This is a genomic window from Sphingopyxis sp. (assembly GCF_051861155.1).
GTDB lineage: Bacteria > Pseudomonadota > Alphaproteobacteria > Sphingomonadales > Sphingomonadaceae > Sphingopyxis.
Genome location: NZ_JBHYDE010000002.1, coordinates 492663 through 517990, shown reverse-complemented (window position 1 = coordinate 517990; position 25328 = coordinate 492663). Strand labels below are relative to the sequence as shown.

The following is a 25328-nucleotide window of genomic DNA, read 5'->3' as shown; positions in this document are numbered from 1 at the left end:
TTTGGTATCTTTTCCGCGCCCCGGCGGTGAACCGCTACGCGCCACATATGCTGTCGCGGGAGGGGACATGCAGTCGGCTCAAGACATCTTGGTTCACGCACTCCGAACGGATGGTTTGGACGTCACCTACGGGCGCGCAATGACAGACGCGGAAATTGAAATGCTCGGTTTGACGAAGGGGCAGTTTCGATCATTCTGGCCTACCGTCGAATTGCGCTAACCGCCCGCTCGTAGTCGGTCACGCGATAAATTTGGACCATTTGGCGGCATAGGATTCACCCCCGATCAACAGATAGTCCGACCACTGCTGCATCACGTCCCGGCGACGATCGAATGCGTCACCGCGTCGGTATGCCCGCTCAACCTGATTATCGATGGTGTGCGCCAACGCCTGCTCGGCAATGCTGTCCGGGTGCAGCGTCGTTTCCGTGATCCAGTCACGAAACGCCGAACGGAATCCATGCACGGTGAACCGATCATCGGGACGCATCCCGCGTAACATTTCGAGCATCGCCATGTTACTCAATGGCTGTCCCTTACGAGTTCCGGGAAACACGAACGGATTGCGTTCGAGCCGATGCACGCCGCGTAGCAGCGTCACCGCCGCCTCAGACAGCGGAATGCGATGCTCCTTTCCGGCTTTCATGCGCTCGGCAGGGATCGTCCACACAGCGCCGTCCAGATCGATTTCAGACCATGTGGCGTTGAACGTTTCGTTGGACCGGGTGGCGCAAAGGATGGTCAATGCCAGCGCCTTCGCGGAATAGTCCGGCTTTCTCAAAAGCTGCTTAGCGAACAGCGGAACATCGTTCCAATCCATCGCCTTGAAATGCGATTTGACCTGTTTGCCGTTTAGTCCGGCATAGCGCAGGATCGCGAGTTGGGCCGGGTTATGATGGTTGTTCCAAAGCGCCTGCCGTTCCGGATTGCTGTTGTCAGCCAACGACCTCGCCTTCGTCGCATTGATGACGATTTCCATTCGGCTGCGGACTCGCGATGCAGTTTCCCGCGCGACCTTCCACAACGAACCGCCCCGCCGATGGTGCTGCAACAGGACGCCTTTGACATCTTCGATGTTGATTTCGCGAACCAGCTTGTCGCCGATAATCGGGTAGGCGTAAGTTTTTAGGCTGTTCTCCCATTGCGTCCGATGCTTTTCGTTTTTCCAACCATCCCTGTTTTCCGCAATGAAATCGAGCGCCGCCGACTTGAACGTCTCGGCTAATGGCGTGACCGGGCGCGCGGCTGGCGAAGCGAGTAGCGTTCGCTCTGCGAGTGGATCGCGTCCCTTTAGGATCGCTGCACGATGTTCCGCCGCTTCGGCTTCAAGCGCCGCGAGCGCGGCAGCGTTGACCGGTTCATATTCGGCTAGCTTCATCAACCGGCGCTTTCCGTCCCGCGTGCTGTAGCGGAGCGACCATGACGCTGCGCCGCTCGGCGCGATGACCAATTGTAGCCCGTGGCGTGCTGCCCACATTCCGGGGCGACCGGCACGAACAAGCGTGGCAGCGGTGCGAGGATCGAGAACCTTTTTGCTCTTGGCGTTAGCGGTCATAACATGGCGTCCAATGCTGGTGAGTGATCGGTTTTCCACTCACCATTTTGTCTCGCCAAGCACTTTCAACCCTGACTAGCCATGACGCCTCATGACGTATCATTTTGGCGGAATATCAAGTGGTTGTTTCGAATCTTGACGAGCCATGACGGCTCGTGGTGATTCGAATTTACGGACTCACTCTCCTCCATTTTTTCCCTGATCGACCACATGCCGCCCCGCATATGCGGCACGCGCGCCGCAACTCGCCCTTGAACGGTCGTCGAATCGTCATAGATTGACACAATGATGACCGAATCCCCTTCCGAGCTTCCCGCGACCGTCACCGCACCGCTGATCGGCGCCGCAAGTTTTGCGCCCGGCGACATCGTGCGCCACCGTATGTTCGATTTTCGCGGCGTCGTGTTCGACATCGACCCGGTCTTCGCCAACAGCGAAGAATGGTATGAGGCTATTCCGGAGGAAATCCGTCCGGCGAAAGAGCAGCCCTATTATCACCTGCTCGCCGAAAACGGCGATTCATCCTATATCGCCTATGTCAGCCAGCAGAATCTGGTGCCCGACGCCGAAGGCGGGCCGATCGATCATCCGCAGATCGAGGCGATGTTCGAAGGGCTGGACGACGGCCGCTACCGCGTCCGCGCCATCCACCGCCATTGAGCGGGCTCAGGCCTTCAGCTTCCAGCCCGACGCCAACAGACGATAGGTCAGCAGCCCCAGCACGATATTGACCGCGACGAGCACCAGGATTGCGGTCAGCACCGGATTGGGAATCGTCGAATCCACCGTGCCGATGAAGCCGTAGCGAAAGCCCATGATCGCGTAATAGACGGGATTGCCGTGCGCGACGGTCTGGAACCACGGTGCCAGCCGGTCGACCGAGTAGAATGTTCCCGAAAGCAGCGCGAGCGGGGTGACAACAAAGTTGGTCACCGCCGCCGCATGGTCGAACTTCTCCGCCCAGACCGAGGTGATGAGGCCGAGAAAGCCGAGCATCGATGCGCCCAGCACGCCGAACACCGCGACCGCCCACAGATGGTCGGGGCCGACGTGCACGCCGGGCCACAGGAGCATCGCCAGCCACAGGGCGAAACCGACGAGGATCGCGCGGGTGATCGCGGCGCCGACCAGCGCGATGATCAGTTCGCCGACCGCGAGCGGCGGCATCAGATAATCGACAATCGTCCCCTGAATCTTGCCGACGAGCAGCGAAAAACTGGCATTGGCAAAGCTGTTCTGCAGCATTGCCATCATGATCAGCCCCGGCGCGATGAAATCGGCGAAGGGAACGCCGATGACTTCACGCCCCGCGCCGCCCAGCGCGACGGTGAAAATGACGAGGAACAGGAGGGTGGTGATCGCCGGTGCCCAGATTGTTTGCAGCTGGACCTTGAAAAACCGCCGCACCTCCTTGACATATAGCGCCTGCATCCCGGGCACGTTGAGCGTCCGGATATGCGGCACCCCCGGTTCCGCAAAGGGCGGGGTTGCCGCGAATTTGGTCGAGTCGGGTCGCGAAATTTGGGGCTGGTCGTTCATGGCGTTCTCGCCTATCGCCTCCCCGATCTCACCGCAAGCTGGGCAGTGGCGCCGGTCCGCAAGGATCGCATCAATGACCGCGACATGCCCGCGGCGTGGAATGATAAGGAATAGAATATGTCATGGACCGATGAGCGCATCGAAAGCCTGCGCACCATGTGGGAAAAAGGGCTGACCGCCAGCCAGATCGCCGACGAACTCGGCGGCGTCAGCCGCAATGCGGTGATCGGTAAGGCGCATCGCCTGGGCCTGAAATCGCGCCCTTCGCCCGTCAAGGCGACCGACAAGGTCAAACCCGTCAAGGCGGCGACCCCGGCGCCCAAGCCGGTTACCCCTGCTGCCGCGCCGCGCGCCGCTGCCCCGGTCGCGCCCCGCCCGGTGAACACCGCACCGCCGAAGGCCGAGGCGCGCCCGACGGTCGATACGCCAACCGCCGACGGTTCGGTGGGCGAGCAAACCCCGAAGGCCGATCAGCCGCGCATCGTGTCGATCGGCCCCGGCGGCTTTATCCGCCAGGGTCCGGGCGACCAGCAGGCGCCGATCCCGCCCGCACCGCCGCGCCGCCTGGTGCCCGCCAAGCCGAGCCCGGAGATCGCCGACAAGACGACCTTGCTCGACCTCAACGACCGCATCTGCCGCTGGCCGATGGGGCATCCGGGTGAACCCGACTTCCATTTCTGTGGTCAGGCGGTCAATCCCGGCTTCCCTTATTGTGTGGAACATTGCGGCCGCGCCTATCAGGCCCAGCTGCCGCGCGGTACGCGCCGTCCGCCGCCGCCGCCGCCGTTTGGGGGGCCCCGAGTTCGTTAAGGCGCGTTGGGTGAAGCCGTTCGCGCAGGAGTTTGAATTCGCGCGTGCGCTCGGCCTGCAAATGGTCGAGCGCGGCGATGGACGCTGCACCATGGCGATCGACGTCGAGCGTCACCGACATTTCAGCCCGCAGGGCGCGGCGCATGGCGGCGTCGCTTATTCGCTCGCCGACACCGCGATGGGCGGCGCGCTGACCAGCCTGCTGGGCGCCGATCAATGGTGCGCGACGCTGGAAATCAAGTTCAACTATCATATCCGCGTCGGCGAAGGCCGACTGACCTGCGAAGCCGCGGTACTGCACCGCGGCAAGCGCGTCGCCAATATCGACGCGAAGCTTTACCAAGATGGCCGCATGGTCAGCAGCGCGAACGGCAATTTCGCCATTTTCGCGGCGCCCACCGCCGAAAAATAGAAAGGCGCCGGATCGATCGACCCGACGCCTTCCAATTACCGCTTTCGCTGAGATTTAGAAACGGAAGCTCAGCGTCCCGCGGACGCTGTGGGTGCGGAAATTGTCGCTGCTGCGCTTCATGTCGGTCCCGCCACCGTTCAGCAGGAACGGATTGGTCGGCGGTGCGGTTCCCGGGCCGACATTGACGACAAAATCATCGTCCTTGATGTCGGTGTAGAGATATTCGAGGCCGACCGCGATGTTGTTGGTCACCATCACTTCGGCACCACCACCGGCGGCGTAGCCCCAGCCGTTGGTCTTGCCATTATCGGCAAAGCTGTTGGCACCGTTGCTGGTCGAAAAACGGTTGTCGAGCCGGGCGTAGGCACCGCCGCCCGTAACATAGAACAACGCCCCGCCGCCCGGCGTGTAACCGGCGCGCAGGCGGGCGCTGGCCTGGTAATCGGCTTCGCGGCTAAAGGTGTAACTGGCGGGCGTCGTCGAAAAGGCGCTGACGCTGTCGCGGGCGACGCTGCGGCCACCCTCGACGACCGCGCCGAGCACAAAGTTGCCCATGCGTTTGTCAAAGCCCAGTCGGCCGAAAAATTCCGGGCCGTCCTTGTCGTTGCGGCAGTCGCGGTTCGCGCTGCTGGTCGCCGCACCGTTACAGAAACCGGTCGAGAAGGCGTTGGCACCACCGACAGTCGTTACCTGATCGCCATAAGTGCCATCGCGGTTGGTATCGAACAAGACGGTTTCGCCACGATCGCTGCCTTGCAACGTACCGCCGCCGCCAATGCTGATATAGGGACCGTTAAAATCCTGCGAGGTGTCGCGGCCGTCCTGGGCCATGGCCGGTACGGCCAGCATCGAAGCCGCCGAAGCGACGAGGAGAGAGGCGAGTTTCATATTGGTTACTCCGCTTTTTTTGTGACTTTGCGTCAGCGGCTAAACGTCAGCGGCTTCGCTAATGTTCCGTATCCGCTGATAAATTCGACGAAACGAGTTTGCGAACGGTTGGGCCGTCACCCAAAAACCGCGCTTGCCAGCGCGCTTTGCCGCCCCCTATAGCCATGACATGAGTCACGATTTGTTCGACGCCGCGACCCCGGCCACCGACAGCTATAATGCTTCGCAGATCGAGGTGCTGGAGGGGCTGGAACCCGTCCGGCGGCGGCCCGGCATGTACATCGGTGGCACTGACGAGCGCGCGCTGCACCACCTTGCCGCCGAGGTGATCGACAACAGCATGGACGAGGCGGTTGCCGGCCATGCCAACCGCATCGAAGTCACGCTCGACGTCGGCAACCGGCTGACCGTCACCGACAATGGCCGCGGCATCCCGATCGATCCGCACCCCAAATTTCCCGGCAAATCGGCGCTGGAGGTGATCCTCACAACGCTCCATTCGGGCGGTAAGTTCGAGGGTAAGGCCTATGCCACATCGGGCGGCCTGCACGGCGTCGGGGTTAGCGTCGTCAACGCGCTGTCGATCGACACCGAGATCGAGGTCGCACGCGGCAAACAATTATATCGCCAGCGCTTTGCGCGCGGCACCCCGGTCGGCGGGCTCGAAGAACTTGGCCCCACCCCCAACCGCCGCGGCACCAGCGTGTCCTTCGTCCCCGATCCCGAAATCTTTGGCGATCACGGGCGGTTCAAGCCGCAGCGCCTCTATCGCATGGCGCGGTCCAAGGCCTATTTGTTCGCGGGCGTCGAAATCCGCTGGAAATGCGCGCCCGAGCTGATCGGCGACGATACCCCCGCCGAAGCAAGCTTCCAGTTCCCCGGCGGCCTCGCCGACCATCTGAAGGAACAGATCGGCACCCGCGAATGCGCGACCGCCGAACCGTTTATCGGCCGCCAGGATTTTCCGGGCGATCAGGGACGTGCCGAATGGGCGATCGCCTGGCCTTTGTGGTCGGACGGCAGTTACAGCTGGTATTGCAACACCATTCCGACCCCCGCCGGCGGCACGCATGAGGCCGGGCTGCGATCGGCGCTGACCAAGGGCCTGCGCGGTTTCGGCGAGCTGATCGGGCAGAAGAAGGCAGCACAGATCACCGCCGAGGATGTGTTCAACGGCGGCGAAATGATGCTGTCGGTGTTCATCCGCGACCCGCAGTTCCAGAGCCAGACCAAGGACCGTCTGTCGAGCCCCGAAGCCACCCGCTTCGTCGAGAATGCGGTACGCGACCATTTCGACCATTTCCTGTCGGACAATATGGACCGCGGCCGCGCGCTGCTCGGGCTTGTGCTCGACCGGATGGACGAGCGGCTGAAGCGCAAGGCCGAGCGCGAGGTCAAGCGCAAGACAGCGACCAGCGGCCGCAAGCTGCGCCTGCCCGGAAAACTTACAGATTGTGCGAATGACGGCCCCGAAGGTACGGAATTGTTTATCGTTGAAGGCGACAGCGCTGGCGGCAGCGCCAAGCAGGCGCGCGACCGAAAGACCCAAGCGATCCTGCCGATCCGCGGCAAGATTTTGAACGTCGCGAGCGCGAGCGCCGACAAGATCCGCGCCAATCAGGAAATCGCCGACCTCGCGCTCGCCTTGGGCTGCGGGATGCGCAAGGATTGCGACGCCGACCGGCTGCGCTACGAAAAGATCGTCATCATGACCGATGCCGACGTCGACGGGGCGCATATTGCGACCCTGCTGATGACCTTCTTCTTTCAGGAAATGCCCGACATCGTCCGCCGCGGTCACGTCTATCTGGCGCAGCCGCCGCTCTATCGCCTGACCGCGGGCAGCGTTTCAGCCTATGCGCGCGACGATGCCCACCGTGCCGAGCTCGAAGCGACGCAGTTCAAGGGTAAGAAGGTCGAGGTCGGGCGTTTCAAAGGGCTGGGCGAGATGAACCCGAACCAGCTCAAGGAAACGACGATGGACCCGGCGACGCGATCCATGCTGCGCGTCACGCTGCCGCAGGAATATGAGGAGCGGCATCTGGTCAAGGATCTGGTCGACCGGCTGATGGGCAAACATCCCGAACACCGGTTCCAGTTCATCCAGGCCAATGCCGCGACACTCGACGAGGCAGCAATCGACGCTTAGCCCGCGCGGGTTCGCCCGATCGAAAGGGGTTTCGATGTTCCGTAAAACCGCCGTCGCCGCGCTTTTGATCGCCCTGTCGCTGCCAACGGCAACCGCCGCGGCTCAGTCGCCCGAAACGGCGGCCACGACGACGACGGCGTTCGAGCGACGGGCGGTGGAACTGGTTGCCATGCTGGATGGCAAGATCGCCTTTGCCGACTATTTCGACCCCACATTCCAAGCCGCGCTGCCCGAAACGCAGTTCAGGGCGATGACCGCCAGCCTGATCGCGCAATATGGCAATCCGATTGCGGTCGAAAAGCCGGTTTCGCCCGATGGCCGTTCGGGGTCGCTGTCGCTGCGGTTCGAAAAGGGGGTCGCCGCGGTGTTACTCGACGTCGGCGCAGGCGCCGATGGCCGGGTGATCGGCCTGCGCCTGACCGGGTTCGAGGCGGCGGACGACAGTTTCGCCAAGGTGGCCGCCGAAATCGCCGCCCTGCCCGGCGCCACCGGATTTCTGGTCGCGGAACTCGAGGGCGCCGCGATCCGCCCGCTCGCTGCGGCGAACCCCGATCGCCAGTTCGCGGTCGGTTCGACCTTCAAACTCTACATCCTCGACGAACTCGCGGCGCAGGTGGCGGCGAAGAAGCGCCACTGGTCCGATGTCGTGCCGCTCTCGCACCTCAGTTTTTCGTCGATGGGCACGGCGAACTGGCCGAAAGATACGCCGGTGACGCTGCAAAGCCTGGCGAACTGGATGATCTCGGTCAGCGACAACAGCGCGACCGACACACTGATCCACCTGCTCGGCCGCGAGGCGATCGAGGCGCGGATGCGTGCGGCGGGACACAGCGACCCGTCGCGCAATATCCCCTTCCTGACCACGGTTGAAGCCTTTGCGCTCAAGGGCAATAATTTCGAAAGCGAGCGCGCCGCCTTTGTCGCAGGCAGCGACGCGGCGCAGCGCGCCCTGCTCGACACCCATCGCGACCGGCTGGTCCTCGCCAATGTTGACGGGGTGAGCTTCGCCGGTGGACCTCGCTTTATCGACAGCCTCGAATGGTTTTCGAGCCCGAACGACGTCGCGCGGTTGATGATCGACCTGCGCAAGCGGCAATCGCAGATCGCGATGTCGGCGATGGCGATCAATCCGGGCGTGAACCCCGGCGCGACGCGCGATTGGGCGTGGCTCGGCTATAAGGGCGGGTCCGAACTCGGGGTGATTTCGATGAGCCTGCTCGGCCAGCGCAAGGCCGACGGCAAGTGGTTCATGGTCACCGCCAGCTGGAACAACCCGGACGCACCGGTCACTACGGACACGATGGTCGGGCTGGTCACCCGACTGCTGGCGCTGGCAGCGAAATAGCCGACTGTCAGATGATGTTTACGCCGTCAACGCGGCGACGAGCGCCTTGACCTTGGCCTGCCGCCATTGCGGCGTCGGCGCGACCAGCCAGTACCCGCGCTTCACCGCGACAAGCTCGCCGATCTGGCGCACGCGACCCGACGCTATATCGGACTCGGCCAGCATCGCGGGGACATTCGCCTGGCCGAGCCCATTGGCCGCGGCGTCGATCGCGAGGCCTGCATCGCCCAGCCGCAGCGCCGGTTCGCCGTCGGCGACCGGGCAACCGGGCCAGGCAATCCGCGTGTCGCTGTTGCTGCCCGGGCCAGCGACGGTGACCATCAACGCATCGGCGAGCGCGACGCCCTCATGCTCGCCCGCACCATCGGTCCAGAAAATCGCGAGATCCAGATTGGCCTCGGTGAAATCGATCCCGCCGTCGGCCGACACCAAAGTGAAGCGCACATCGGGCGCCTGCTGGCTGTAGCGCGCCAGCCGCGGGGCGAGCCATTTGGCGGTCAGGTCGCGCGGCGCCGCGATCGTCAGCGACTGCGACGATTGCCCCGCCTGCATCGCGCGCACCGATTCTTCGAATTGCAGGAAGCCCTGGCGCAAGGCATCGAGCCCGGCCTCGGCTTCACCGGTGAGCTCCAGCCCCTTCGGTGTACGGCGGAACAACACCACGCCGAGCATATCCTCGAGCGCACGGATTTGTTGCCCGACCGCGGCAGGAGTCACCGCCAGCTCGTCGGCGGCGCGCGTGAAGCTGAGGTGCCGGGCCGCGGCATCGAACACGCGCAGCGCGTTCAGCGGCAGGTGGGTGCGCTTCATGCCGCGGTCGCAGGCGCCACGAGCGGGAAATGCGGGATCGCGATCAGCATCTGCGATCCATCGCCGACTTCCATCGTGTAGCTGCCGACCATCGACCCTTCGGGGGTCGGCAGCGGGCAGCCCGATACATAGTCATAGGCGCCGCCGGGCGCGATCAGCGGCTGCTCGCCAACAACGCCCTCGCCCTCGACTTCGCTGATCTGGCCGCGCCCGTCACTGATCCGCCAGTGACGGCTGATCAGCTGGACCGCGACGTCGCCATGATTCTCGATCCGGACATGATAGGCCCAGAACCAGCGCCCGAGCGCCGGGTGCGACTGTTCGGGCAGATAGCTGACCGACACGCGCACGGTGACGGGTCCGGTGGTCGCCGCAAAGGGAAAGAAGGAGTCGATCATCGCCGCGCCAGATTCCACTAAAGCCCGACCCTGGTCAATGCCTGGTCCAGATCGGCGATCAGGTCGCGCGGATCTTCCAGGCCGATGTTGATCCGCAACATGCCGTCAACCACCCCCATGTCGGCCCGCGCTTCGGCGCTGACGCTGTAATGCGTGGTCGATGCCGGATGACAGCACAGGCTGCGCGAATCGCCGATATTGTTCGAAATATCGACGAGTTCGAGCGCGTTGAGCAGCGCCATCGCCTGCTTGCGGTCCTCGAGGATGAACGAAAAGATCGGCCCGCATGCCTCCATCTGGCTCATCGCCAGACTATGCTGCGGATGGCTGGCGAGGCCGGGATGCAGCATCTTGGGCACCCGCTTTTCGACGAACTTGCCGACCGCCAGCGCGTTCTCCGACTGGCGCCGCGCGCGCAGGTCGAGCGTTTCGAGCCCCTTGAGCACCACCCAGGCGTTGAAGGGCGACAGGTTGGGGCCGGTGTTGCGCTGAAACGGCAGCAGCACGTCGTTGATGAATTTTTCGGTCCCGCACACCGCACCCGCGAGCACACGCCCCTGCCCCTCCATCAGCTTGGTCGCCGAATAGGCGACGACGTCGGCGCCGAAGTCCATCGGGCGTTGAAGCACGCTCGTGGCAAAGGCATTGTCGACCACCGTCGTGATGCCGTGCGCTTGCGCGACGCTGCAGACATGTTTCATGTCGACGATGTCCATCGTCGGATTGGCGGGCGTTTCGAAGAAAAAGACCTTGGTGTTTGACTTGATGGCCTTTTCCCAAGCATCATTGTCGCGCCCGTCGACCACCGTCGTTTCGATCCCGAAACGCGGGCACAGCTGGTCGACAAGCCAGCGGCACGAGCCGAACGCCGCTTTCGCCGCAACGATATGGTCGCCCGCCGACAGCTGGCACAGCAGCGCGGTGGTCATCGCCGCCATGCCGGTCGCCTGCGTCCGGCACGCCTCGGCGCCCTCCATCAGCGCGATGCGCTCCTCCAGCATCGCCACGGTCGGGTTTTGCAGCCGCGAATAGGTCATTCCCGCCTCTTCGCCCGCGAAACGCGCCGCGACCGTTTCGGCATCGTCATAGGTATAGCCCGACGTCAGGAACAGCGCCTCCGACGTCTCGCCATGCTCGCTGCGCCAGGTACCGCCGCGTACCGCCTGCGTCGCGGGGTGCCAGTGGCGGGTGGTGCTGCGATCGAAACCTGTGGTCTTTTTCATGCCATCTATCCGTTCAAAGCCGCCACGACCGCATCGCCCAGCGCCGCCGTGGCCATAGTCCCGCCCAGGTCGGCGCCGCGGCACCCATCGGCCAACACCTTGGCCACCGCCGCCTCGATTCGCGCCGCGCTCGCCTCATCGCCGCCCGAATGGCGCAGCAGCATGGCGAGCGACAGGATCATCGCCAGCGGGTTGGCAATGCCCTCGCCCGCAATATCAGGCGCGCTGCCGTGGATCGGCTCGTACAGCCCCTGCGTGCCTTCGCTGAGCGATGCCGAGGCGAGCAGGCCTATCGACCCGACGCACATCGACGCCTGATCGGACAGGATGTCGCCGAACAGATTGCCGGTGACGACGACGTCGAACTGGCCCGGGTTGCGCACCAGCTGCATCGCGGCGTTGTCGACATACATATGGCTTAACGCCACATCGGGATAATCGGCCGCCACTTCGATCACCACATCGCGCCACAGCTGCGATGTTTCCAGCACATTCGCCTTGTCGACCGAGCAGAGCCGCCCACGCCGTCCCTGCGCCGCGCGGAACGCGACATGCGCGATGCGCCGCACTTCGCTCTCGCTATAGGACATGATGTCATAGCCTTCGCGCTGTCCATCAGCGGTCGTGCGCGCACCTTTTTCGCCGAAATAGACGTCGCCATTGAGCTCGCGAACGATCAGCAGGTCGATCGCCGATGCCACTTCAGGGCGCAGCGCCGAGCTGTCCTCCAGCCCGGCAAACATCTTTGCGGGACGCAGATTGGCGAACAAGCCGAGTTCGGCGCGCAGCCCCAATATCGCCTGCTCGGGGCGCAAATGACGTTCGACATTATCGAAGCGCGGATCGCCGACCGCACCGAACAGGATCGCGTCAGCCGCCTTCGCTTTCGCCAGCGTCTCGGGCGGCAGCGGATGGCCGGTCGCCGCATAGGCCGCGCCGCCGACCAGCGCGCGGTCGAGCGTCACCGGAACGGCGAGCGCGGCCAGCACCTTCTCGGCCTCCACCATGATCTCCGGACCGATACCGTCACCAGCCAGCAGCAGGATTTTCAACTCGTCGCCCTTTCGTGTCTCGCCCGCCGCTTAGACAGCGGCGGCGCGTCACGCAACCGCCCTGCCCAGCCGATCGATCAATCTTTCCCTTACGGACAGCAAGTCGCGGTTGCGCCCGTCGAGCAGGTCGCGATCGAGAAAGTGGCCGGTGATCGCCAGTCCGTCGATCACATCGGGCAAGGACGGGTTCGCATCCGCACCATGCAGGAACGGCGGCAGGCGCATCAGCCGCGCTTCATAGCCTGCCGCGGCGGCGGCGCTCACCGCACCCCCCGATTTCGGGCTGACAAACCCCAGCTCTTGGGTGGAGCCTGTCACGACGCATTCGTCGAGGTTCATTCCGAACCCCAGTTCGGCAAGCAGCAATTGCTCGTACCGGGCCAGCGCGCCCGCCCATTGCCGCGCCGACGACGCGACGCCGATCGCATCGAGCAACCCCGACAGCGCTGCATAGAGCGCCGGATAGGGTTGGCTTTCGGGCAGGATCGACGCGGTGACGCTGGTCACCCAGTCGATCGCCGACGCCGCCAGCGGTTCGGCGAGCAGCGGCGCGCGGCTCGCCAGCAGCTCAGCCGTCGCGCTCGCCAATTGCTCGTCGGTGCGCGCGCGCAGTTCGAGCGCGACCAAATTGCCGGCCATCAAGATCGGGCGCAGCCGCGTCGATCGACCGCCGCGCACATAACCCGCGACCAGCCCCGCCTCCTCGGTCAGCGCGCGCAGGATCGCGCCATGCTCGCCATGCGCGCGCACCGCGCAGACGATGGCGGGGGCGGTCAGGCTGGCCATCAGTCCTTGTTGAGCAGGCCGTCGGACCCGCTAGCGATTTCTTTAGCAATGTCGCGATTACCGAACGCATCTACGTTGAAAGCGTCGAGAAGTCCATAAAAGCTGGCGTCGGATGCAGATATGTTATGTAAAAGGGCGTATTTTTCTATGAGAGGCTTGAACTTTTCTTTCCCTCCACCGACCGCCGCATTCACGCCGATCAGCACGATCTCCGAATTACTCAATGACGCCCGGAAAATCCGTGCATAGACGCCATTTTCGACTAAGTTGGATTGATCTATATATTTAACAACATGATAACAGGTCCGCAAATAGGAAGACAGCACATTTCGGTAGATATAATACGACGCTTTATACGTACTACCCAGCATGTCGGGATCATCTTGGGAATCGCGAACTCCGTTCATGATTGCGTCGACTGCATTCGCGCCCGTGGTGCCTGCGTCGGCAGAACCCACTGTTACCGCGTTGAGCGCACTTTTTTTCATTTCTAATAAGTGAAAGAACATGTTTTCGAAATCGCGTTTCTCTGCACGATCCTTCTCTTCGTCATAAGCCAACTTTACTCTGGTCAGTTCGTTCCGCTGCTCGGAGTAGGCCAGAAAAGCACTGATCGCTGCTATGCAGGCGAATATCGAGCTTAGAGGTCCAAAGGAATCGCCGAACTGGCCAGAATTGTTGAATTTCCATTCAATTCCAGTGGGATTGATCCCCATCCCACTTGCCAAGACTGCGAGAGCGTAAACGACGAATATCAGAGCGACCGCTAATATCCATTTGCTCATTGTCCCTTTTCCTTTCGCCATTCAGGCTGGCCAAAGCACCAGCTGCGTCTGCGTCACCAGCGCGACGTCGGCGCCGTCTTCGGTCGCGATGCGCGTCTGCCACACCGACACACGCTTGCCGATCTTCACCGGGGTCGCTTCGCCGACCAGCAGCGATCCGACCGGCCCGGCGCCCAGGAAATTGGTCTTGCTCTCGATCGTCGTGGTGCCGCTCGCGCCCTCGGGCAGGGTCAGAAACGCCCCGACCGCGCCCAGGCAGTCGGCAAAAGCCATGATCGCGCCGCCATGGACGATACCCCCCGCGGTGCAGATGTCGGCCCGCACGGGCAGCTTGCCCGCGACGCGGTCCTTGCCGCCTTCGTGGATCGTCACCCCAAGCGTGGCGGCCAGGGGCATCATCGCAGCGAAATCCATCGTCTTTCCTTTCCCTCTTCGAACCCCTCCCCTTCAGGGGAGGGGCTAAAACTATCCACGCCCCGCATGATAGAAATCATGCACCGCCTGCGCCACCGCCGCGCTCACCCCTGGGGCTTTCTGCAGATCCTCCAGACTCGCGCCGCGCACCGCGCGGGCGGTGCCGAAGTGCATCAGCAGCGCCTTTTTGCGCGACGGGCCGATGCCTGGCACCTCGTCAAGCGGCGAACTGCCCATCGCCTTTGCGCGCTTCGCGCGATGCGCGCCGATTGCAAAGCGGTGCGCCTCGTCGCGCAGGCGCTGGATATAGAACAGCGCGGCATTGTTCGGCGGCAGCGTGAATTCGCGCCCGTCGGGCCAGTAAAAAGTCTCGCGCCCGGCGTTGCGGTCGGGGCCCTTGGCAACCCCGACGAAGGGCAGATCGTCGATCCCCAGCTCGGCGAACACCGCCGCGACCGCCGACACCTGTCCCTTGCCGCCGTCGATCAGTACCAGGTCGGGCCATTCGCCCTTGCTGCGTTCGGGATCTTCCTCAATCGCGCGCGCAAAGCGGCGCTGGAACACCTCGCGCATCATCGCGAAATCGTCGCCGGGCATCGTCTCGGCACGCTTGATGTTGAATTTGCGATAGGCGCCCTTGATCCACCCCTCTGGCCCCGCGACGACCATTGCGCCCAGCGCGTTGGTCCCCTGAATATGGCTGTTGTCGTAAATCTCGATCCGCTGCGGCGGGTTTTCCAGATCGAACAGCTCGGCCAGGTCGCGGCCCAGCTTGGCTTGCGAGCTGCTCTCGGCGAGCCGCCGGTCGAGTTCCTCGCCCGCATTGCGCACCGCCTGTTCGAGCAGGCGGCGGCGGTTGCCGCGCTGCGGCACGCTGATCTCGACCTTACGGCTGCCGCTTTCGCCCAGTGCCTCGGCGAGCAGCGCACACTCCTCGGGCTCGCGATCGACGAGGATCAGCTTCGGCGGCGGCACGCCCTCGTAAAATTGCATGAGGAAGCTCGCCATCACCTCGGCCTCGGGAACCCCCGCCACATGCGCCGGGAAAAAGCTGCGATGCCCCCAATTCTGGCCGCCGCGGATGAAGAAGCCCGCGACGCACAGCTGGCCGCCCTTCGCCGCCAGCGCGAACACATCGGCGTCACCCAGACCGTCGGCGTGGACCGACTGGCTGCCTTGAATGAAGGTCAGCGATTTCAGCCGGTCGCGCAGTACCGCCGCCTGCTCGAAATCCATCGCCTCGGCCGATTTGGTCATCGCATCGCCGAGGCGTTTCTGCACCGCGGTCGAGCGGCCTTCGAGGAAATCCTGCGCATCGCCGACCAGCCCGGCATAATCTTCCTTCGAAATGCGGTCGACGCACGGGGCACTGCACCGCTTGATCTGGTACAGCAGGCACGGCCGCGAGCGGTTGGTGAAAAAGCTGTCGGTGCAGCTGCGCAGCAAGAACGTCTTTTGCAGCGCGTTCAGCGTCTTGGCGACCGATCCGGCGCTCGCGAACGGCCCATAATAACGCCCCTTGGCGCGCCGCGCGCCGCGATGTTTCTGCACCCGCGGGAAATCATGGTCCATGCGCAGCAGGATGAAGGGAAAGCTTTTGTCGTCGCGCAGCAGCACATTGTACGGCGGGCGATAGCGTTTGATCAGCTGCGCCTCGAGCAACAGCGCCTCGGCCTCGCTCGTCGTCGTGACGATCTCCATCGCGCGCGTCTGCGACACCATGCGCTGCAACCGCTGCGGCAGCCGCGCGACCTGGGTGTAATTGGTCACCCGGTTCTTGAGCGCCCTGGCCTTGCCGACATACAGCACGTCGCCGCGCGCATCGAGCATGCGATAGACGCCGGGGCGGGTTGGCAATTTGCGAACAACATTGCGGATCGCTTCGGCGCCACGCTCCAGGTCGGGTTTGTCGTCCGCCTCGTCGCTGCCGCGGATAACGTAAGTGGCTTTCTCTTCATTGAATCGGTCGGGAGCGTTCGGGCGAGCCATGATTTTGCATGTAGGCGATGGCGCGGCGACCCGCCATAGTGTCCGAGGTAAAACATGGGAGGGGTCTTATGGAACTTCGCGGCAAGCTCGCCTTAGTCACCGGCGGCAGTGACGGCATCGGGCGCGAAATCGCGCTGCAATTGCAGGGCGCGGGTGCCGAGGTGGTCGTCACCGGGCGCTCGGCCGAAAAATTGCAGGCGATGGCAGCGCTGGGGTTCGGGACGATCGCGGGCGATTTGTCGACCGCGGCGGGTGTCGATGCCGTCGTGCATGGCGTGGCCGGCAAGCCGGTCGCGGTGCTGGTCAACAACGCGGGGGTTGGCAGCAATTACGAACTGGACGACGTCGCGACGCTGGACAGCGCGGCGCTGTGCATCCGCACCAATCTCGACGCGCCGATCGCGCTTTGCACGCGCCTGCTCCCGACGCTGCGTACCCAGCCGGAGGCGGCGATCGTCAACGTCACGTCGGGCCTTGCCATCGCGCCGCGGGCCGGCGGCTCGATCTATTGCGCCACCAAAGCAGGGCTCCGCAGCTATACGCAGGCGATCCGCCATCTGCTCAAGGACAGCAACGTCCGGGTGATCGAAGCGCTGCCCCCCGTCGTCGAAACCAACATGACCGCGGGCCGCGGCGGCAAAAAGATGAGCGCGCACGACTGCGCCGCCGAAATCGTCCGCGGTATCCGCACCGGCAAAAGCGAGGTCAATGCCGGCATGGTCAAGATGCTGCAGTTCGTCCACAGCCTCTCACCGGCACTGGCCCGGCGGATCATGATCAAATTTTGAAGCGCAGTGGCGTTTGAAGGAATGGCGCGGCTGGCGCACCGAATGTCTGCTTTGGGGCTGGGAGCGGTCGCCAAATCCTCTCCCTTGAGGGAGAGGATAGCGCAGCTTGCTCCGCAGGAGCTAGCGAAGCTTGGAGAGGGGTGAGCCGCCAGCTGGCGTAAACCCCCTCTCAACTGCGGCTAGGCAGCAAGTTGCCAAGCCTTCGTATCTCTCCCACAAGGAGAGAGAGTAAGAACATCCTACGTCCGCAACCGTCCGCAACCGGTGCGCCCGTTACCCCACAGCAAAACGCCCGCGGAAATCCGCGGGCGCTCTGTGTTCGGCAATGTCAGAGCGATCAGCCCTTGGCGACACCGGCGATCGCCTGATCGACCAGCGCCTTGTCGGCAGCGGCGTCGTGCTTTTCGGCAATCAGCGCCGCAGCAGCAGCGGTCGCAGCCTTCGCGGTCGCGGCGCGGACTTCGCTCAGCGCGGTCGCTTCGGCCGCCGCGATGCGGTCTTCGGCCATCTGCTTGCGGCGGCCGATCAGCGCGGTGGCGTCGGCTTTCGCCTTGGCGACCAGCGTGTCGGCTTCGCTTGCAGCGCGGGCGCGCATGTCGTCGGCTTCCTTCGCCGCGGCGGCGAGCTTTACCTCATATTCGGCCTTCAGCGATTCGGCGTCGAGCCGCAGCTGTTCGGCTTCGTTCAGCTGCTTCGAAATCTCGGCGATCCGCTTGTCGAGCATCGCGGCAATCGCTCCCGGCACGCCTTTCCAGACGAGGATACCGAGGAATACGAGCATCGCGATCGATACCCAGACCGTCGCGTCCATGCCGAACGCGGTCGGCGCGGCGTGCGCTTCGCCTGCCGCTTCCGACAGGATGAGACCGAAATTAGCCATGGAGCACCGCCTTTACCGCCGCCTTGGCGTCCGCCGCGCCGACTTTCACGCCCGACAGCTTGGCAACCAGGTCGCCCGCTGCTTCGGCCGCGACCGATTCGATCTCGGCCATCGCCGACTTGCGCGCCGCCGCGATGTCGGCTTCGGCTGCTGCCAGCTTGTCCCCCACCTCGGCATCGACCTTGGCCAGACGCTTTTCGGCGTCCTTGGCGGCCTTGTCCTTGGCGTCGGCGACCGCCTTCTGCGCCGCGACGCGGCTCGCGTCGCTCTGCTGGCGGTAGCTTTCTTCCAGATTGTCCGCTGCCGCATGCGCGGCCTTGGCGGCCGCCAGATCGTCGGCCACCTTGCGGTCGCGCGCATCGACGGTCGCTTCGATCTTCGGCAACATGCCGCGACCGATCACCAGGTAAATTCCGGCAAAAACGATCAGCAGCCAAAAGAGCTGCGAGGCAAGATACCAATTGTCAGCGGTGAGCTGGGCTATTTGAGGCATGGAAGGCGAGCCTTAACTTACTGAAAAACCTGCAAGGAAACGCCGATCCCGCCGGGATCGGCATCACCCGATAGTCGCAATCAGACGACGAACAGCAGGATCATCGCAACGACGAACGCCAGCAGGCCGAGAAGTTCGGCAGCGGCGAAGCCGATGAACAGGCGACCCTGCTGGCCGTCGGCGGCTGCCGGGTTGCGCAGCGCGCTTTCGAGGAAGCTGCCGAACACGTTGCCCACGCCGATGGCGGCCATGCCGGCACCGATGGCTGCCAGACCGGCACCGATCAGCTTTGCTGCTTCTGCGTCCATTATAACTACTCCTTGGTATAATCGTTTGAAAGTAAACGTAACTTAGTGAAGATTGACCGCGTCGTTGATGTACAGCGAGGTCAACAGGGCGAAAACATAAGCCTGGATGCCGGCAACCAGCAGCTCAAGCGCGCTGATCCCGATCATCAGGATGAAGCTGAGCACCGACACGATCGAACCGAGCCAAAGCGTTTCGGCATTGAAGCCGTTGATCACAAAGCCCGACAGCACCTTCAGCAGAACGTGACCCGCGGTCATCGCGACGAACAGACGCAGGCCGAGGCTGAACGGGCGGACCATGAACGACACGAACTCGATCGGCGCGATGATCGGGATCATCGGCAGCGGCGTGCCGTGCGGCACGAACAGCGAGAAGAAGTGCAGGCCGTGGCGCCAGAAGCCGACGACCAGGACGATCGCAAAGCTGATCAGCGCCAATACGCCGGTGATCGCGATATGGCTGGTGACGGTGAAGGGGTGCAGCCCCAGCACGCCCAGCGGCAACATGCCGAGCAGGTTGCAGAACAGGATGAACATGAACAGCGAGAAGACATAAGGCGTATATTTGCGTCCTTCGCTGCCGATATTCGCCATCATCATGCTCGAAATGAAGCCGGTGAAGCCTTCGACCGCGGCCTGCCAGCGGCCCGGAACGAGCTGGCGGCGCATGCCGCCCCACATGAACAGGCCGAGCGCGATCGCCGCGATCACCATCCACAGCGCGCTGTTGGTGAACAGGACTTCATGCCCGCCGAGGTTGAAACCACCGCCAAGCGGGGTCACCTCGAACTGGTGCATCGGGTCGATCTTGCCGGATTCCGCCGCCACTCTTCACTCCACGCGTCTGGCGAGGCGGCTGGTCGCCGTCTCGCTGAAAATATCTTTTGCGCCCCGCTATTTGCGCGGCGTCTTGGATAGCCGAATGATGTTCCGGAAGGCCACGATTATGCCCATGAACAACATCACCAACAAACCCCAGGGCGACGTATCCGCGAACCGGTCGATCAGCCAGCCGAACAGCCCGCCACCGATCAATCCGCCCAGCAGTTCGGCCAGGACGCGGTTGCCGAGCCGGTAATTGGCATCGGATTCCGGTCCGGCGTTCACCGCGGTCCGCTTTGCTTCTGCGGCTTCGGCCCGGTCCAATCGCTCTTCGAGCGAGACCAGGCGCGAATCCTCCGAGCCAAGTTCCGGATCGCTGCCGTTCCCCGTCATCTTGCGCCATCCTCCTGAAACAGAACCGGAAAAGCCCGATTCTGCCTGCGAAAAAAGGCCCGAAAAATCGGGAGACCCCTAAGGCGCGGTTCGTTTAGGAACGACGCCCGATGAAGTCAATGCTTGTGCGCAAGTGCACAAAACCAGCGGTGCGCAGGCGCACAAAAAATGCCGCCGCGTTTAGGGACGCGGCGGCATGTGGCGCCCGCAGGCGCCCTTGGATGATCGTTCGCGTTACGGACAGCTGGCGTTGCGCACCGGCGGGCTGTCGTCGCGGGTCAGCCAGCGGCCGTCGGGTGCCTGATATTTCTCGCCCGGCTTGGTGCTCGCGATCAGGTTGCACCCGCTGGTAAAGGCGAATTGTTCGACCGTGCTGCCGGTGGCCTGCGCGCTTTCTGTATATTTCGCCTTGCGCTTGATATTGATGTCCTGGACCAGCGCGCGGATCGCGGGGGTCGGCGGCGTCGCAAAGCCCAGATAGCCGTCGGGCTGCTCGCCGACCTGCCCGGCGGCGCGCGCCGCGGCATAGGCGGGGTCGCGCTGTGCCATCGCCGACGGCACCGCGAACGCAACGGCAGCGGTCACCGCGATTGCGGCAAGCGCCAGTCCGGTCGGTTTCCACAGTTTCATACGCATGTTTTCAATCCCTGTGTTCTGCATATCGCGCTCAGAATATCTCGCTATTCTGCTCGATGAGCTTCTTGGCATCGCCATCCAGCCTGTACACCACTTCCTGACGAATGTTGATGTTCAGGTTGATTTCGATCGGCTTGTCGGGCGTTTCGATCTGCACGCAGCCGGAAAGGGCCACCACGCCGATCAGGACCGCCAGACAATGACCTGTTTTGGCCCGCCTCCTTGCTCCAGTCTTCACTCTCTTCATCGCATGGGCTCGCTTTCTGGACGCTGAACGGGGGCGGATGGGGCTTTTGCCGCGGCTTCGGCTTCTTCCTGCGCGCGGATCAGCGCGGGCAGATTCTGTTCGATCAGCAACGTCGGGTCATAAAAACCCTTCGCCGAGGTCAAGAGCTGGCGGAACGGCGCCTTGATCTTCACGTTAAAGACCAGCGGGATCTTGGCGATCTCGTTGGTCAGGAAATTGCGCGATGCGCCCTCGCCCTGCCCCACGCCGCCAAAGCGGATGTCGGTCACCATTTCGCCGTCCAGATCCCCGTTCAAGATGATCGTCAGATCATCATATTTGAGGCTGCGCAGCGCGCCAAAGGCAAAATTGGCGATCGCGCCCAGATTGCGGTTCGACAATTCGCCGACATAGGCAAGCGTCCCACCGCCGGCGCGCGAATCGATGCGCCCGCCTACGATGCGCCCGCCCAGCCCGCTGAACTCGACCGGCAATGTTCCGTCGAACTTGCCCGTCGCGTTGATATTCTCGAACCCAAAGCTCTGCAGGAACACTGCGGCATCGACCCCGACGATGTCGAACGACAGCCGCCGCGTCTGCTCGGCATTAAAATCGAGCGTCGTGGGGTGGAGCAGCAATTGCCCCCCGCCGAATGGCCAACTGCCGCCCTCGACCCGCACGCGGTTGCCGCCCAGCAGCTGATATTCGATTTCGCCGTCGAGCACCGGGATGCCAGGGTTGATCTCATTGATCCTGGCGATCTGGCCGGGCGCCGAGTGCAGACCGATCAGGTCGTCGAAGGTCAGCGTGGTGGTCAGCCTGGTCACCGGGCCAAAGGCGGCGGCCAGATTGGCATCGGCGGTCGCAAAGGTGCCGCGGCTCGTCACCCCCGCCGCGGTCCATTCGATGCGCCCGTCGCCGACGACCGACCCCTGGACATTGGCGACGACGCCGAGTGCGAGGCTGGTTAGCTGGTCCGGCTGGAACCGTTCGTCGAAGCGGAGCTCACGGACCATCAGGTCGGCCGAGCCGCTGCCGTCGGCCAGCCTGTGCCGGATGATCGTATCGAGGATCTTGGTTCCGGTCGTTCGCTCGTTGAACCCCGCTTTGGCGTTGATCACCCCATCGGCGAAACGCAGGCTGGCATCGTTGCTGATCAGCGGGGCAAAGCGCGCCTCGGGCGCGGCGTCGGTTAACAGCAATCCGCCATCGAGCGTCAACGCGTCGCCCGTCCAGCGCCATCCGCCAGCAATCTCGCTCATATTCAGTGGCACCGCGCCGATCTTGCCGCTGGCACCGCTGAGTTCGCCCGCCAAGCCCTGCGCGGTGGTGCGTCCCGTGACGGACGCGGCGCTGAAACGCGTGACGCTCTCGCCCTCACCCAGCCGGAAATCGGCGCGCGCCAGCGACCAGCGCATCGCGGCGAGGTCGATGTTCGCCGGGCCGCTGGTCACCGCGAACGACGAGCGGCCGCTGGTACCGCGCAGATTGACGTCGGGAATGCGGATCTGCCCGCGGAGCCCGCCCGGCCCCGCGCTCAGCAAGGGCGCGCCGGAGCGGCTGCACAGGTCGATCGCGCTTCGGCCAATTTGGAAACCCGATATGGTGACACGATCCGCGCTCACCCGGCTGCATCCACCGTCCAGCGCCAGCGCGCCGGTGGGCGCAAGAAAGCCATTGATCGGCACGCTAAGCCGTTCCACCCGCCCGCTGGCCAATGGTCCCGACAGGTCGGCGCGCGTCGCAAAGCGCAGCAGCCCGTTGCGGTCGCCCGAAAAACGTACCGGCGTCAACGCCAGCCTGGCACCGCCCGCCTGATAGGGATCGAGGGTCGCCAGCCCGCTGATCGACCCGTCGCCGCGGCGATCGAGGCCAATTGACCCCGTCGGCAGGTCGCCGCCGCCGAACGTCCAGCGCCCCGACGCCAGCACCGCGGGCTGCACAGCGCCGTAGAGATAACCGATACGGCTGTCGGCGCTGCCGGTGAAGCGCGCGCCGCTTGCGCTCACCAGTTGCGGCGCGATCAGGTCGATCCGCGCCGACGGCCCTTCGCCAACCAGCGCAAAATCGGCGCTGCCACCGACGTCGGCCAACATGCGGCTGAGCGCGGCGCTGGCCTTGGTCGCCAGCGGCCCGATCGGGGTGCCGGCCAAGCCGCCGACGCTGTCTGCCAACGTCCGCCTTATCGCCGCGCTGCCGCTGGCGCGCGCAAAGCTGATCCGGCCATCAAGCTTCGGCGCGGCGCTGCCGACGACACCCTGGGCATCGAGACTGACCGTCTCGGCAGCGAAGTCGGCCCCGCGAACGCGTGCCATATCGGCGTCGACGTCGAGCTTCGTCGCCGCCGCGGTGCCTTCGAACTTGGCCAGCATGCCCAGGCGATCGGCGCGAACCGGGCCCGCGACCAGCGTCGCGACACTCGCATCGGCTTCGCCTTTCCAGCTTTGCAGGTCTTCAGATAGTGACAGGTCGAGCGCGATCTGCGGTGACGCGGCGGTAACACTACCCCCGGCGCACGACAGACTCCTTCCGCGGAGCGGGCCGACCAGTTGCGGGCGGACATCGCGGACCAGCAACGTGCCGTAAAAACTGGCATCGCGGCCGCTGCATCCGGCGGCCGCGATGCTGGGCGCAACCAGTGCGAGCTTGCCGGTGAAATCGCGGCGGAGATTGCCGCCGCCATTCAGTGCCGCGCCGACATTCCCCCACGGCGTTTCGACCCGCGCCCGGGCGTCGCGCAACACGACCGCCAGATCGGGCAAGGCAAAGGGGTCGGTGCTGGTCGGGTCGCGAAACTTGTCGAGCGCCCCGAAAGACAGCCGGTCGTCGACGAAACGGCCATAGAGCCGCACGCCCTCGGCGCGGATTTCGGTGACATAGGGCCCCGACCAACCATAGCCGAGCAGCACCTCGACCTTTTTCGCGGTCAGGTCTGGGTTGGCGGGATCGCCGATAACGACATTCGACAATCGTTCGCTGCGAAAACCGATCGCGTCGATCTGATACCGCGCCGGGACGCCGCGGCTGCCCAGCTGGTCGCTGATGAAGCGGTCGGCGATCGGCTCGCGCGCGATCCACACCCCGGCTACGACCACCACCACCGCCGCGGCGGTCAGCCAGCGTTTCTTGAACAGCAGCGTCCGGTGCCGCCACCTTGGCTTTGGGGCATCCGCGACCTCGGTCATGGCATCGACGCCCTGCCCCCGAGGCTGTCAGCGGATGACGTCATGGCGCCCACTCGTCCTCCGTTCGGTACCGCTATCATCGGGAACAACGCCGGAAATCCTGTTTCGCTGCAACAAATTGGTCCGGATCGCATCATCTGTTTCCTATGCCCGTTGAGTGCGGCTCACAAGGCGGTTATTCGTGCGCTATGGCCGATGCCGATACGCCCGCTCCTTCCCCAGACCATGCGGGCCACCGCGCGCGGCTGCGCGGGCGATTGCTCGGCGGCGACGCCGACGGAATGGCCGATTACGAATTGGTCGAATATCTGCTCGCCCTCGCCATCCCGCGCCGCGACACCAAACCGCTGGCGAAAGCATTGCTGCGCGAATTCGGCTCGCTGGCCCAACTGGTCAGCGCCGATCCCGAATCGCTGCGCCGCATCGATGGATTGGGCGACACCGGCATCGCGGCGCTGAAGATCGTTCGGGCCGCCAGCCTGCGGCTGCTCAAGGGCGAATTTCGCGACAAGCCTTTGCTGTCCAGCTGGGACGCGCTGCTCGACTGGCTGCGCGCCGACATGGGGCCGATCGATGTCGAGCGCGTCCGCATTCTCTATCTCAACTCGCGCAACATGCTGATCCGCGACGAACTGGTCAGCGAGGGATCGATCGACCAGTCGGCAATCTATGTCCGCGAAGTGATCAAGCGTGCGCTCGAACTGGGCGCGTCGGCGATCATCCTGGTCCACAATCATCCCAGCGGCAGCCCGGAGCCGAGCCGCCAGGATATCGCGATCACCCGTGACATCGCCGATGCCGCGAGCAGGTTGGGGATCGCGCTCCACGACCACATCGTCATCGGCGGGTCGGAATTTCGCAGCTTTCGCGCGATGGGACTTTTGTAAGGCAGAAACGGATGCAGCCGCCGGATCGCTCCGACGGCTGCACCACCCCGCGGGAAGCCGTTTAGGCGCCGCGCGAAAGGAACCCGGTCAGTTCGGTCTTGTTGACCGCACCCGACTTGTCGCCATCGGCGGCGGCAAAGGCCTGGCCGATCCAGGTCTTCACGTCGGCCGACTCGGGATCGACGCTCGGATCGGTTGCGGTCCGCAGCTTTTTCATCCAGGCGGCGAATTCCGCATTGTTCAGATCGCCATTGGCGTCAGCGTCATAGGTCGGGAACTCCTTGTCGACGATCTGGGCGATCTGGGTCGGCGTTGCTGCCGTCCCGGCGGCCGGCGCAGCTTCAGTTGCGGCTGGCGGCGCCGAAGCGTCCGGGGCGGGCGCAGGCGTGGTGGCGGGATCGGTCGGCGGCGCCGTGTCCGACATCGGCGCCGGTTCGGCGGCGGTCGTGGGGGCCGCGGGATCGGCGGCGGGGGGCGTCGTCTGCGCCAGCGCCGGGAAACTCACGGCGGCGGCGCCGATCAAAAGCATCTGTTTCAGCATTGTCATTCTCCTAA

At 64.1% G+C, this 25328-nt stretch carries 28 protein-coding genes; 8 read left to right on the top strand and 20 right to left on the bottom strand.

The genetic code is table 11. The annotated features are described in order from the left end of the window. Positions 1–238: 238 nt before the first annotated feature. Positions 239–1555: a tyrosine-type recombinase/integrase gene (locus ACTIFP_RS05715; protein ID WP_439567740.1), complete on the bottom strand. Its 1317-nt coding sequence runs from the start codon at positions 1553–1555 to the stop codon at positions 239–241. Positions 1556–1840: 285 nt separating this feature from the next. Between ACTIFP_RS05715 and hspQ the strand changes: the two genes are divergently transcribed. After that, positions 1841–2215 carry a heat shock protein HspQ gene (gene hspQ, locus ACTIFP_RS05710; RefSeq protein WP_439567739.1) on the top strand — a complete coding sequence of 125 codons (375 nt, stop codon included), beginning with the start codon at positions 1841–1843 and terminating at the stop codon, positions 2213–2215. A gap of 6 nt (positions 2216–2221) precedes the next feature. Here hspQ and ACTIFP_RS05705 read toward each other — a convergent pair whose 3' ends face one another. Beyond that, on the bottom strand, positions 2222–3094 hold the full coding sequence (locus ACTIFP_RS05705; RefSeq protein ID WP_439567738.1) for an ABC transporter permease: 873 nt from the start codon (positions 3092–3094) through the stop codon (positions 2222–2224). Between ACTIFP_RS05705 and ACTIFP_RS05700 the strand changes: the two genes are divergently transcribed. From ACTIFP_RS05700 to ACTIFP_RS05690, 3 genes are read left to right on the top strand one after another with little or no spacing between them, the layout of a single operon-like run. Beyond that, a complete protein-coding gene (locus ACTIFP_RS05700; protein ID WP_439567737.1) occupies positions 3077–3208 on the top strand; it encodes a hypothetical protein in 132 nt (43 codons plus the stop codon). The genes ACTIFP_RS05705 and ACTIFP_RS05700 overlap by 18 nt on opposite strands. 3 nt (positions 3209–3211) lie before the next feature. After that, positions 3212–3904 (top strand): GcrA family cell cycle regulator, encoded by a 693-nt coding sequence (locus tag ACTIFP_RS05695; protein WP_439567736.1) that lies wholly within the window; start codon positions 3212–3214, stop codon positions 3902–3904. Positions 3905–3914: 10 nt separating this feature from the next. Continuing rightward, positions 3915–4316: a PaaI family thioesterase gene (locus ACTIFP_RS05690; RefSeq protein WP_439567735.1), complete on the top strand. Its 402-nt coding sequence runs from the start codon at positions 3915–3917 to the stop codon at positions 4314–4316. Between the two features lie 54 nt (positions 4317–4370). Here ACTIFP_RS05690 and ACTIFP_RS05685 read toward each other — a convergent pair whose 3' ends face one another. Next, entirely contained in the window at positions 4371–5204 is an 834-nt protein-coding gene (locus ACTIFP_RS05685; RefSeq protein WP_439567734.1) for an outer membrane protein, read from the bottom strand. Between the two features lie 169 nt (positions 5205–5373). Here ACTIFP_RS05685 and parE point away from each other — a divergent pair, with 169 nt between their 5' ends. Both parE and ACTIFP_RS05675 read left to right on the top strand, forming a co-directional pair. Continuing rightward, a complete protein-coding gene (gene parE, locus ACTIFP_RS05680; protein WP_439567733.1) occupies positions 5374–7353 on the top strand; it encodes a DNA topoisomerase IV subunit B in 1980 nt (659 codons plus the stop codon). 34 nt (positions 7354–7387) lie between these two features. After that, entirely contained in the window at positions 7388–8698 is a 1311-nt protein-coding gene (locus ACTIFP_RS05675; protein ID WP_439567732.1) for a serine hydrolase, read from the top strand. Between the two features lie 18 nt (positions 8699–8716). On the opposite strand, the gene ACTIFP_RS05670 is transcribed toward ACTIFP_RS05675, so the two are convergent. Genes ACTIFP_RS05670 through uvrC form a run of 8 tightly spaced genes read right to left on the bottom strand, consistent with a single transcriptional unit; the run spans position 8717 to position 16155 of the window. Continuing rightward, positions 8717–9508, bottom strand: coding sequence for a LysR family transcriptional regulator (locus ACTIFP_RS05670; RefSeq protein ID WP_439567731.1), 792 nt, complete (start codon positions 9506–9508; stop codon positions 8717–8719). Next, positions 9505–9906 (bottom strand): Co2+/Mg2+ efflux protein ApaG, encoded by a 402-nt coding sequence (gene apaG, locus ACTIFP_RS05665; RefSeq protein ID WP_137751776.1) that lies wholly within the window; start codon positions 9904–9906, stop codon positions 9505–9507. The genes ACTIFP_RS05670 and apaG overlap by 4 nt, the downstream gene beginning before the upstream one ends. A gap of 17 nt (positions 9907–9923) precedes the next feature. Then, positions 9924–11129 carry a trans-sulfuration enzyme family protein gene (locus tag ACTIFP_RS05660; protein ID WP_439567730.1) on the bottom strand — a complete coding sequence of 402 codons (1206 nt, stop codon included), beginning with the start codon at positions 11127–11129 and terminating at the stop codon, positions 9924–9926. A 5-nt stretch (positions 11130–11134) separates the two neighbouring features. Continuing rightward, positions 11135–12181, bottom strand: coding sequence for a 3-isopropylmalate dehydrogenase (gene leuB / locus ACTIFP_RS05655; protein WP_439567729.1), 1047 nt, complete (start codon positions 12179–12181; stop codon positions 11135–11137). A gap of 48 nt (positions 12182–12229) precedes the next feature. Next, positions 12230–12967 (bottom strand): DNA repair protein RecO, encoded by a 738-nt coding sequence (gene recO, locus ACTIFP_RS05650; protein ID WP_439567728.1) that lies wholly within the window; start codon positions 12965–12967, stop codon positions 12230–12232. Further along, on the bottom strand, positions 12967–13752 hold the full coding sequence (locus ACTIFP_RS05645) for a putative phage abortive infection protein (protein WP_439567727.1): 786 nt from the start codon (positions 13750–13752) through the stop codon (positions 12967–12969). Before ACTIFP_RS05645 ends, recO begins: the two co-directional genes overlap by 1 nt. A gap of 21 nt (positions 13753–13773) precedes the next feature. Further along, positions 13774–14166, bottom strand: a complete 393-nt coding sequence (locus tag ACTIFP_RS05640; protein WP_439567726.1) for a PaaI family thioesterase — start codon at positions 14164–14166, stop codon at positions 13774–13776. Between the two features lie 51 nt (positions 14167–14217). Further along, entirely contained in the window at positions 14218–16155 is a 1938-nt protein-coding gene (gene uvrC / locus ACTIFP_RS05635) for an excinuclease ABC subunit UvrC (RefSeq protein ID WP_439567725.1), read from the bottom strand. A gap of 68 nt (positions 16156–16223) precedes the next feature. Between uvrC and ACTIFP_RS05630 the strand changes: the two genes are divergently transcribed. Further along, a complete protein-coding gene (locus tag ACTIFP_RS05630) occupies positions 16224–16943 on the top strand; it encodes an SDR family oxidoreductase (RefSeq protein ID WP_439567724.1) in 720 nt (239 codons plus the stop codon). 337 nt (positions 16944–17280) lie between these two features. On the opposite strand, the gene ACTIFP_RS05625 is transcribed toward ACTIFP_RS05630, so the two are convergent. The 8 genes from ACTIFP_RS05625 to ACTIFP_RS05590 form a co-directional block, all read right to left on the bottom strand. Then, the gene (locus tag ACTIFP_RS05625) at positions 17281–17823 is read right to left on the bottom strand and encodes a F0F1 ATP synthase subunit B family protein (RefSeq protein WP_439567723.1); all 543 of its coding nucleotides are present in this window, start codon (positions 17821–17823) and stop codon (positions 17281–17283) included. Beyond that, positions 17816–18316, bottom strand: coding sequence for a F0F1 ATP synthase subunit B family protein (locus ACTIFP_RS05620; protein WP_439567722.1), 501 nt, complete (start codon positions 18314–18316; stop codon positions 17816–17818). The genes ACTIFP_RS05625 and ACTIFP_RS05620 overlap by 8 nt, the downstream gene beginning before the upstream one ends. 80 nt (positions 18317–18396) lie before the next feature. Next, on the bottom strand, positions 18397–18624 hold the full coding sequence (locus ACTIFP_RS05615; protein WP_003044110.1) for a F0F1 ATP synthase subunit C: 228 nt from the start codon (positions 18622–18624) through the stop codon (positions 18397–18399). A gap of 42 nt (positions 18625–18666) precedes the next feature. Beyond that, entirely contained in the window at positions 18667–19452 is a 786-nt protein-coding gene (locus tag ACTIFP_RS05610) for a F0F1 ATP synthase subunit A (protein ID WP_439567721.1), read from the bottom strand. A 66-nt stretch (positions 19453–19518) separates the two neighbouring features. Then, positions 19519–19839, bottom strand: a complete 321-nt coding sequence (locus ACTIFP_RS05605) for an AtpZ/AtpI family protein (RefSeq protein WP_439567720.1) — start codon at positions 19837–19839, stop codon at positions 19519–19521. Between the two features lie 234 nt (positions 19840–20073). After that, positions 20074–20469: a YdbL family protein gene (locus ACTIFP_RS05600; RefSeq protein WP_439567815.1), complete on the bottom strand. Its 396-nt coding sequence runs from the start codon at positions 20467–20469 to the stop codon at positions 20074–20076. A gap of 37 nt (positions 20470–20506) precedes the next feature. Next, complete coding sequence (locus ACTIFP_RS05595; protein WP_439567719.1) at positions 20507–20722, bottom strand: YnbE family lipoprotein; 216 nt, start codon at positions 20720–20722, stop codon at positions 20507–20509. Then, a complete protein-coding gene (locus tag ACTIFP_RS05590; RefSeq protein WP_439567718.1) occupies positions 20719–23886 on the bottom strand; it encodes an intermembrane phospholipid transport protein YdbH family protein in 3168 nt (1055 codons plus the stop codon). Before ACTIFP_RS05590 ends, ACTIFP_RS05595 begins: the two co-directional genes overlap by 4 nt. A 188-nt stretch (positions 23887–24074) precedes the next feature. Here ACTIFP_RS05590 and radC point away from each other — a divergent pair, with 188 nt between their 5' ends. Continuing rightward, on the top strand, positions 24075–24773 hold the full coding sequence (radC, locus tag ACTIFP_RS05585) for a RadC family protein (protein ID WP_439567717.1): 699 nt from the start codon (positions 24075–24077) through the stop codon (positions 24771–24773). A 61-nt stretch (positions 24774–24834) separates the two neighbouring features. Here radC and ACTIFP_RS05580 read toward each other — a convergent pair whose 3' ends face one another. Continuing rightward, positions 24835–25314 carry a calcium-binding protein gene (locus ACTIFP_RS05580; protein WP_439567716.1) on the bottom strand — a complete coding sequence of 160 codons (480 nt, stop codon included), beginning with the start codon at positions 25312–25314 and terminating at the stop codon, positions 24835–24837. Positions 25315–25328: the final 14 nt, after the last annotated feature.

Excerpts from the sequence above, each read along its gene's own strand:
- ACTIFP_RS05715 (WP_439567740.1), bottom strand. The coding sequence starts at position 1,555 with ATGACCGCTAACGCCAAGAGCAAAAAGGTTCTCGATCCTCGCACCGCT.
- hspQ (WP_439567739.1), top strand. The coding sequence starts at position 1,841 with ATGATGACCGAATCCCCTTCCGAGCTTCCCGCGACCGTCACCGCACCG.
- ACTIFP_RS05705 (WP_439567738.1), bottom strand. The coding sequence starts at position 3,094 with ATGAACGACCAGCCCCAAATTTCGCGACCCGACTCGACCAAATTCGCG.
- ACTIFP_RS05695 (WP_439567736.1), top strand. The coding sequence starts at position 3,212 with ATGTCATGGACCGATGAGCGCATCGAAAGCCTGCGCACCATGTGGGAA.
- ACTIFP_RS05685 (WP_439567734.1), bottom strand. The coding sequence starts at position 5,204 with ATGAAACTCGCCTCTCTCCTCGTCGCTTCGGCGGCTTCGATGCTGGCC.
- parE (WP_439567733.1), top strand. The coding sequence starts at position 5,374 with ATGAGTCACGATTTGTTCGACGCCGCGACCCCGGCCACCGACAGCTAT.
- ACTIFP_RS05675 (WP_439567732.1), top strand. The coding sequence starts at position 7,388 with ATGTTCCGTAAAACCGCCGTCGCCGCGCTTTTGATCGCCCTGTCGCTG.
- ACTIFP_RS05670 (WP_439567731.1), bottom strand. The coding sequence starts at position 9,508 with ATGAAGCGCACCCACCTGCCGCTGAACGCGCTGCGCGTGTTCGATGCC.
- apaG (WP_137751776.1), bottom strand. The coding sequence starts at position 9,906 with ATGATCGACTCCTTCTTTCCCTTTGCGGCGACCACCGGACCCGTCACC.
- ACTIFP_RS05660 (WP_439567730.1), bottom strand. The coding sequence starts at position 11,129 with ATGAAAAAGACCACAGGTTTCGATCGCAGCACCACCCGCCACTGGCAC.
- recO (WP_439567728.1), bottom strand. The coding sequence starts at position 12,967 with ATGGCCAGCCTGACCGCCCCCGCCATCGTCTGCGCGGTGCGCGCGCAT.
- ACTIFP_RS05645 (WP_439567727.1), bottom strand. The coding sequence starts at position 13,752 with ATGAGCAAATGGATATTAGCGGTCGCTCTGATATTCGTCGTTTACGCT.
- ACTIFP_RS05640 (WP_439567726.1), bottom strand. The coding sequence starts at position 14,166 with ATGGATTTCGCTGCGATGATGCCCCTGGCCGCCACGCTTGGGGTGACG.
- uvrC (WP_439567725.1), bottom strand. The coding sequence starts at position 16,155 with ATGGCTCGCCCGAACGCTCCCGACCGATTCAATGAAGAGAAAGCCACT.
- ACTIFP_RS05630 (WP_439567724.1), top strand. The coding sequence starts at position 16,224 with ATGGAACTTCGCGGCAAGCTCGCCTTAGTCACCGGCGGCAGTGACGGC.
- ACTIFP_RS05625 (WP_439567723.1), bottom strand. The coding sequence starts at position 17,823 with ATGGCTAATTTCGGTCTCATCCTGTCGGAAGCGGCAGGCGAAGCGCAC.
- ACTIFP_RS05620 (WP_439567722.1), bottom strand. The coding sequence starts at position 18,316 with ATGCCTCAAATAGCCCAGCTCACCGCTGACAATTGGTATCTTGCCTCG.
- ACTIFP_RS05615 (WP_003044110.1), bottom strand. The coding sequence starts at position 18,624 with ATGGACGCAGAAGCAGCAAAGCTGATCGGTGCCGGTCTGGCAGCCATC.
- ACTIFP_RS05605 (WP_439567720.1), bottom strand. The coding sequence starts at position 19,839 with ATGACGGGGAACGGCAGCGATCCGGAACTTGGCTCGGAGGATTCGCGC.
- ACTIFP_RS05600 (WP_439567815.1), bottom strand. The coding sequence starts at position 20,469 with ATGAAACTGTGGAAACCGACCGGACTGGCGCTTGCCGCAATCGCGGTG.
- ACTIFP_RS05595 (WP_439567719.1), bottom strand. The coding sequence starts at position 20,722 with ATGAAGAGAGTGAAGACTGGAGCAAGGAGGCGGGCCAAAACAGGTCAT.
- ACTIFP_RS05590 (WP_439567718.1), bottom strand. The coding sequence starts at position 23,886 with ATGACCGAGGTCGCGGATGCCCCAAAGCCAAGGTGGCGGCACCGGACG.
- radC (WP_439567717.1), top strand. The coding sequence starts at position 24,075 with ATGGCCGATGCCGATACGCCCGCTCCTTCCCCAGACCATGCGGGCCAC.
- ACTIFP_RS05580 (WP_439567716.1), bottom strand. The coding sequence starts at position 25,314 with ATGCTGAAACAGATGCTTTTGATCGGCGCCGCCGCCGTGAGTTTCCCG.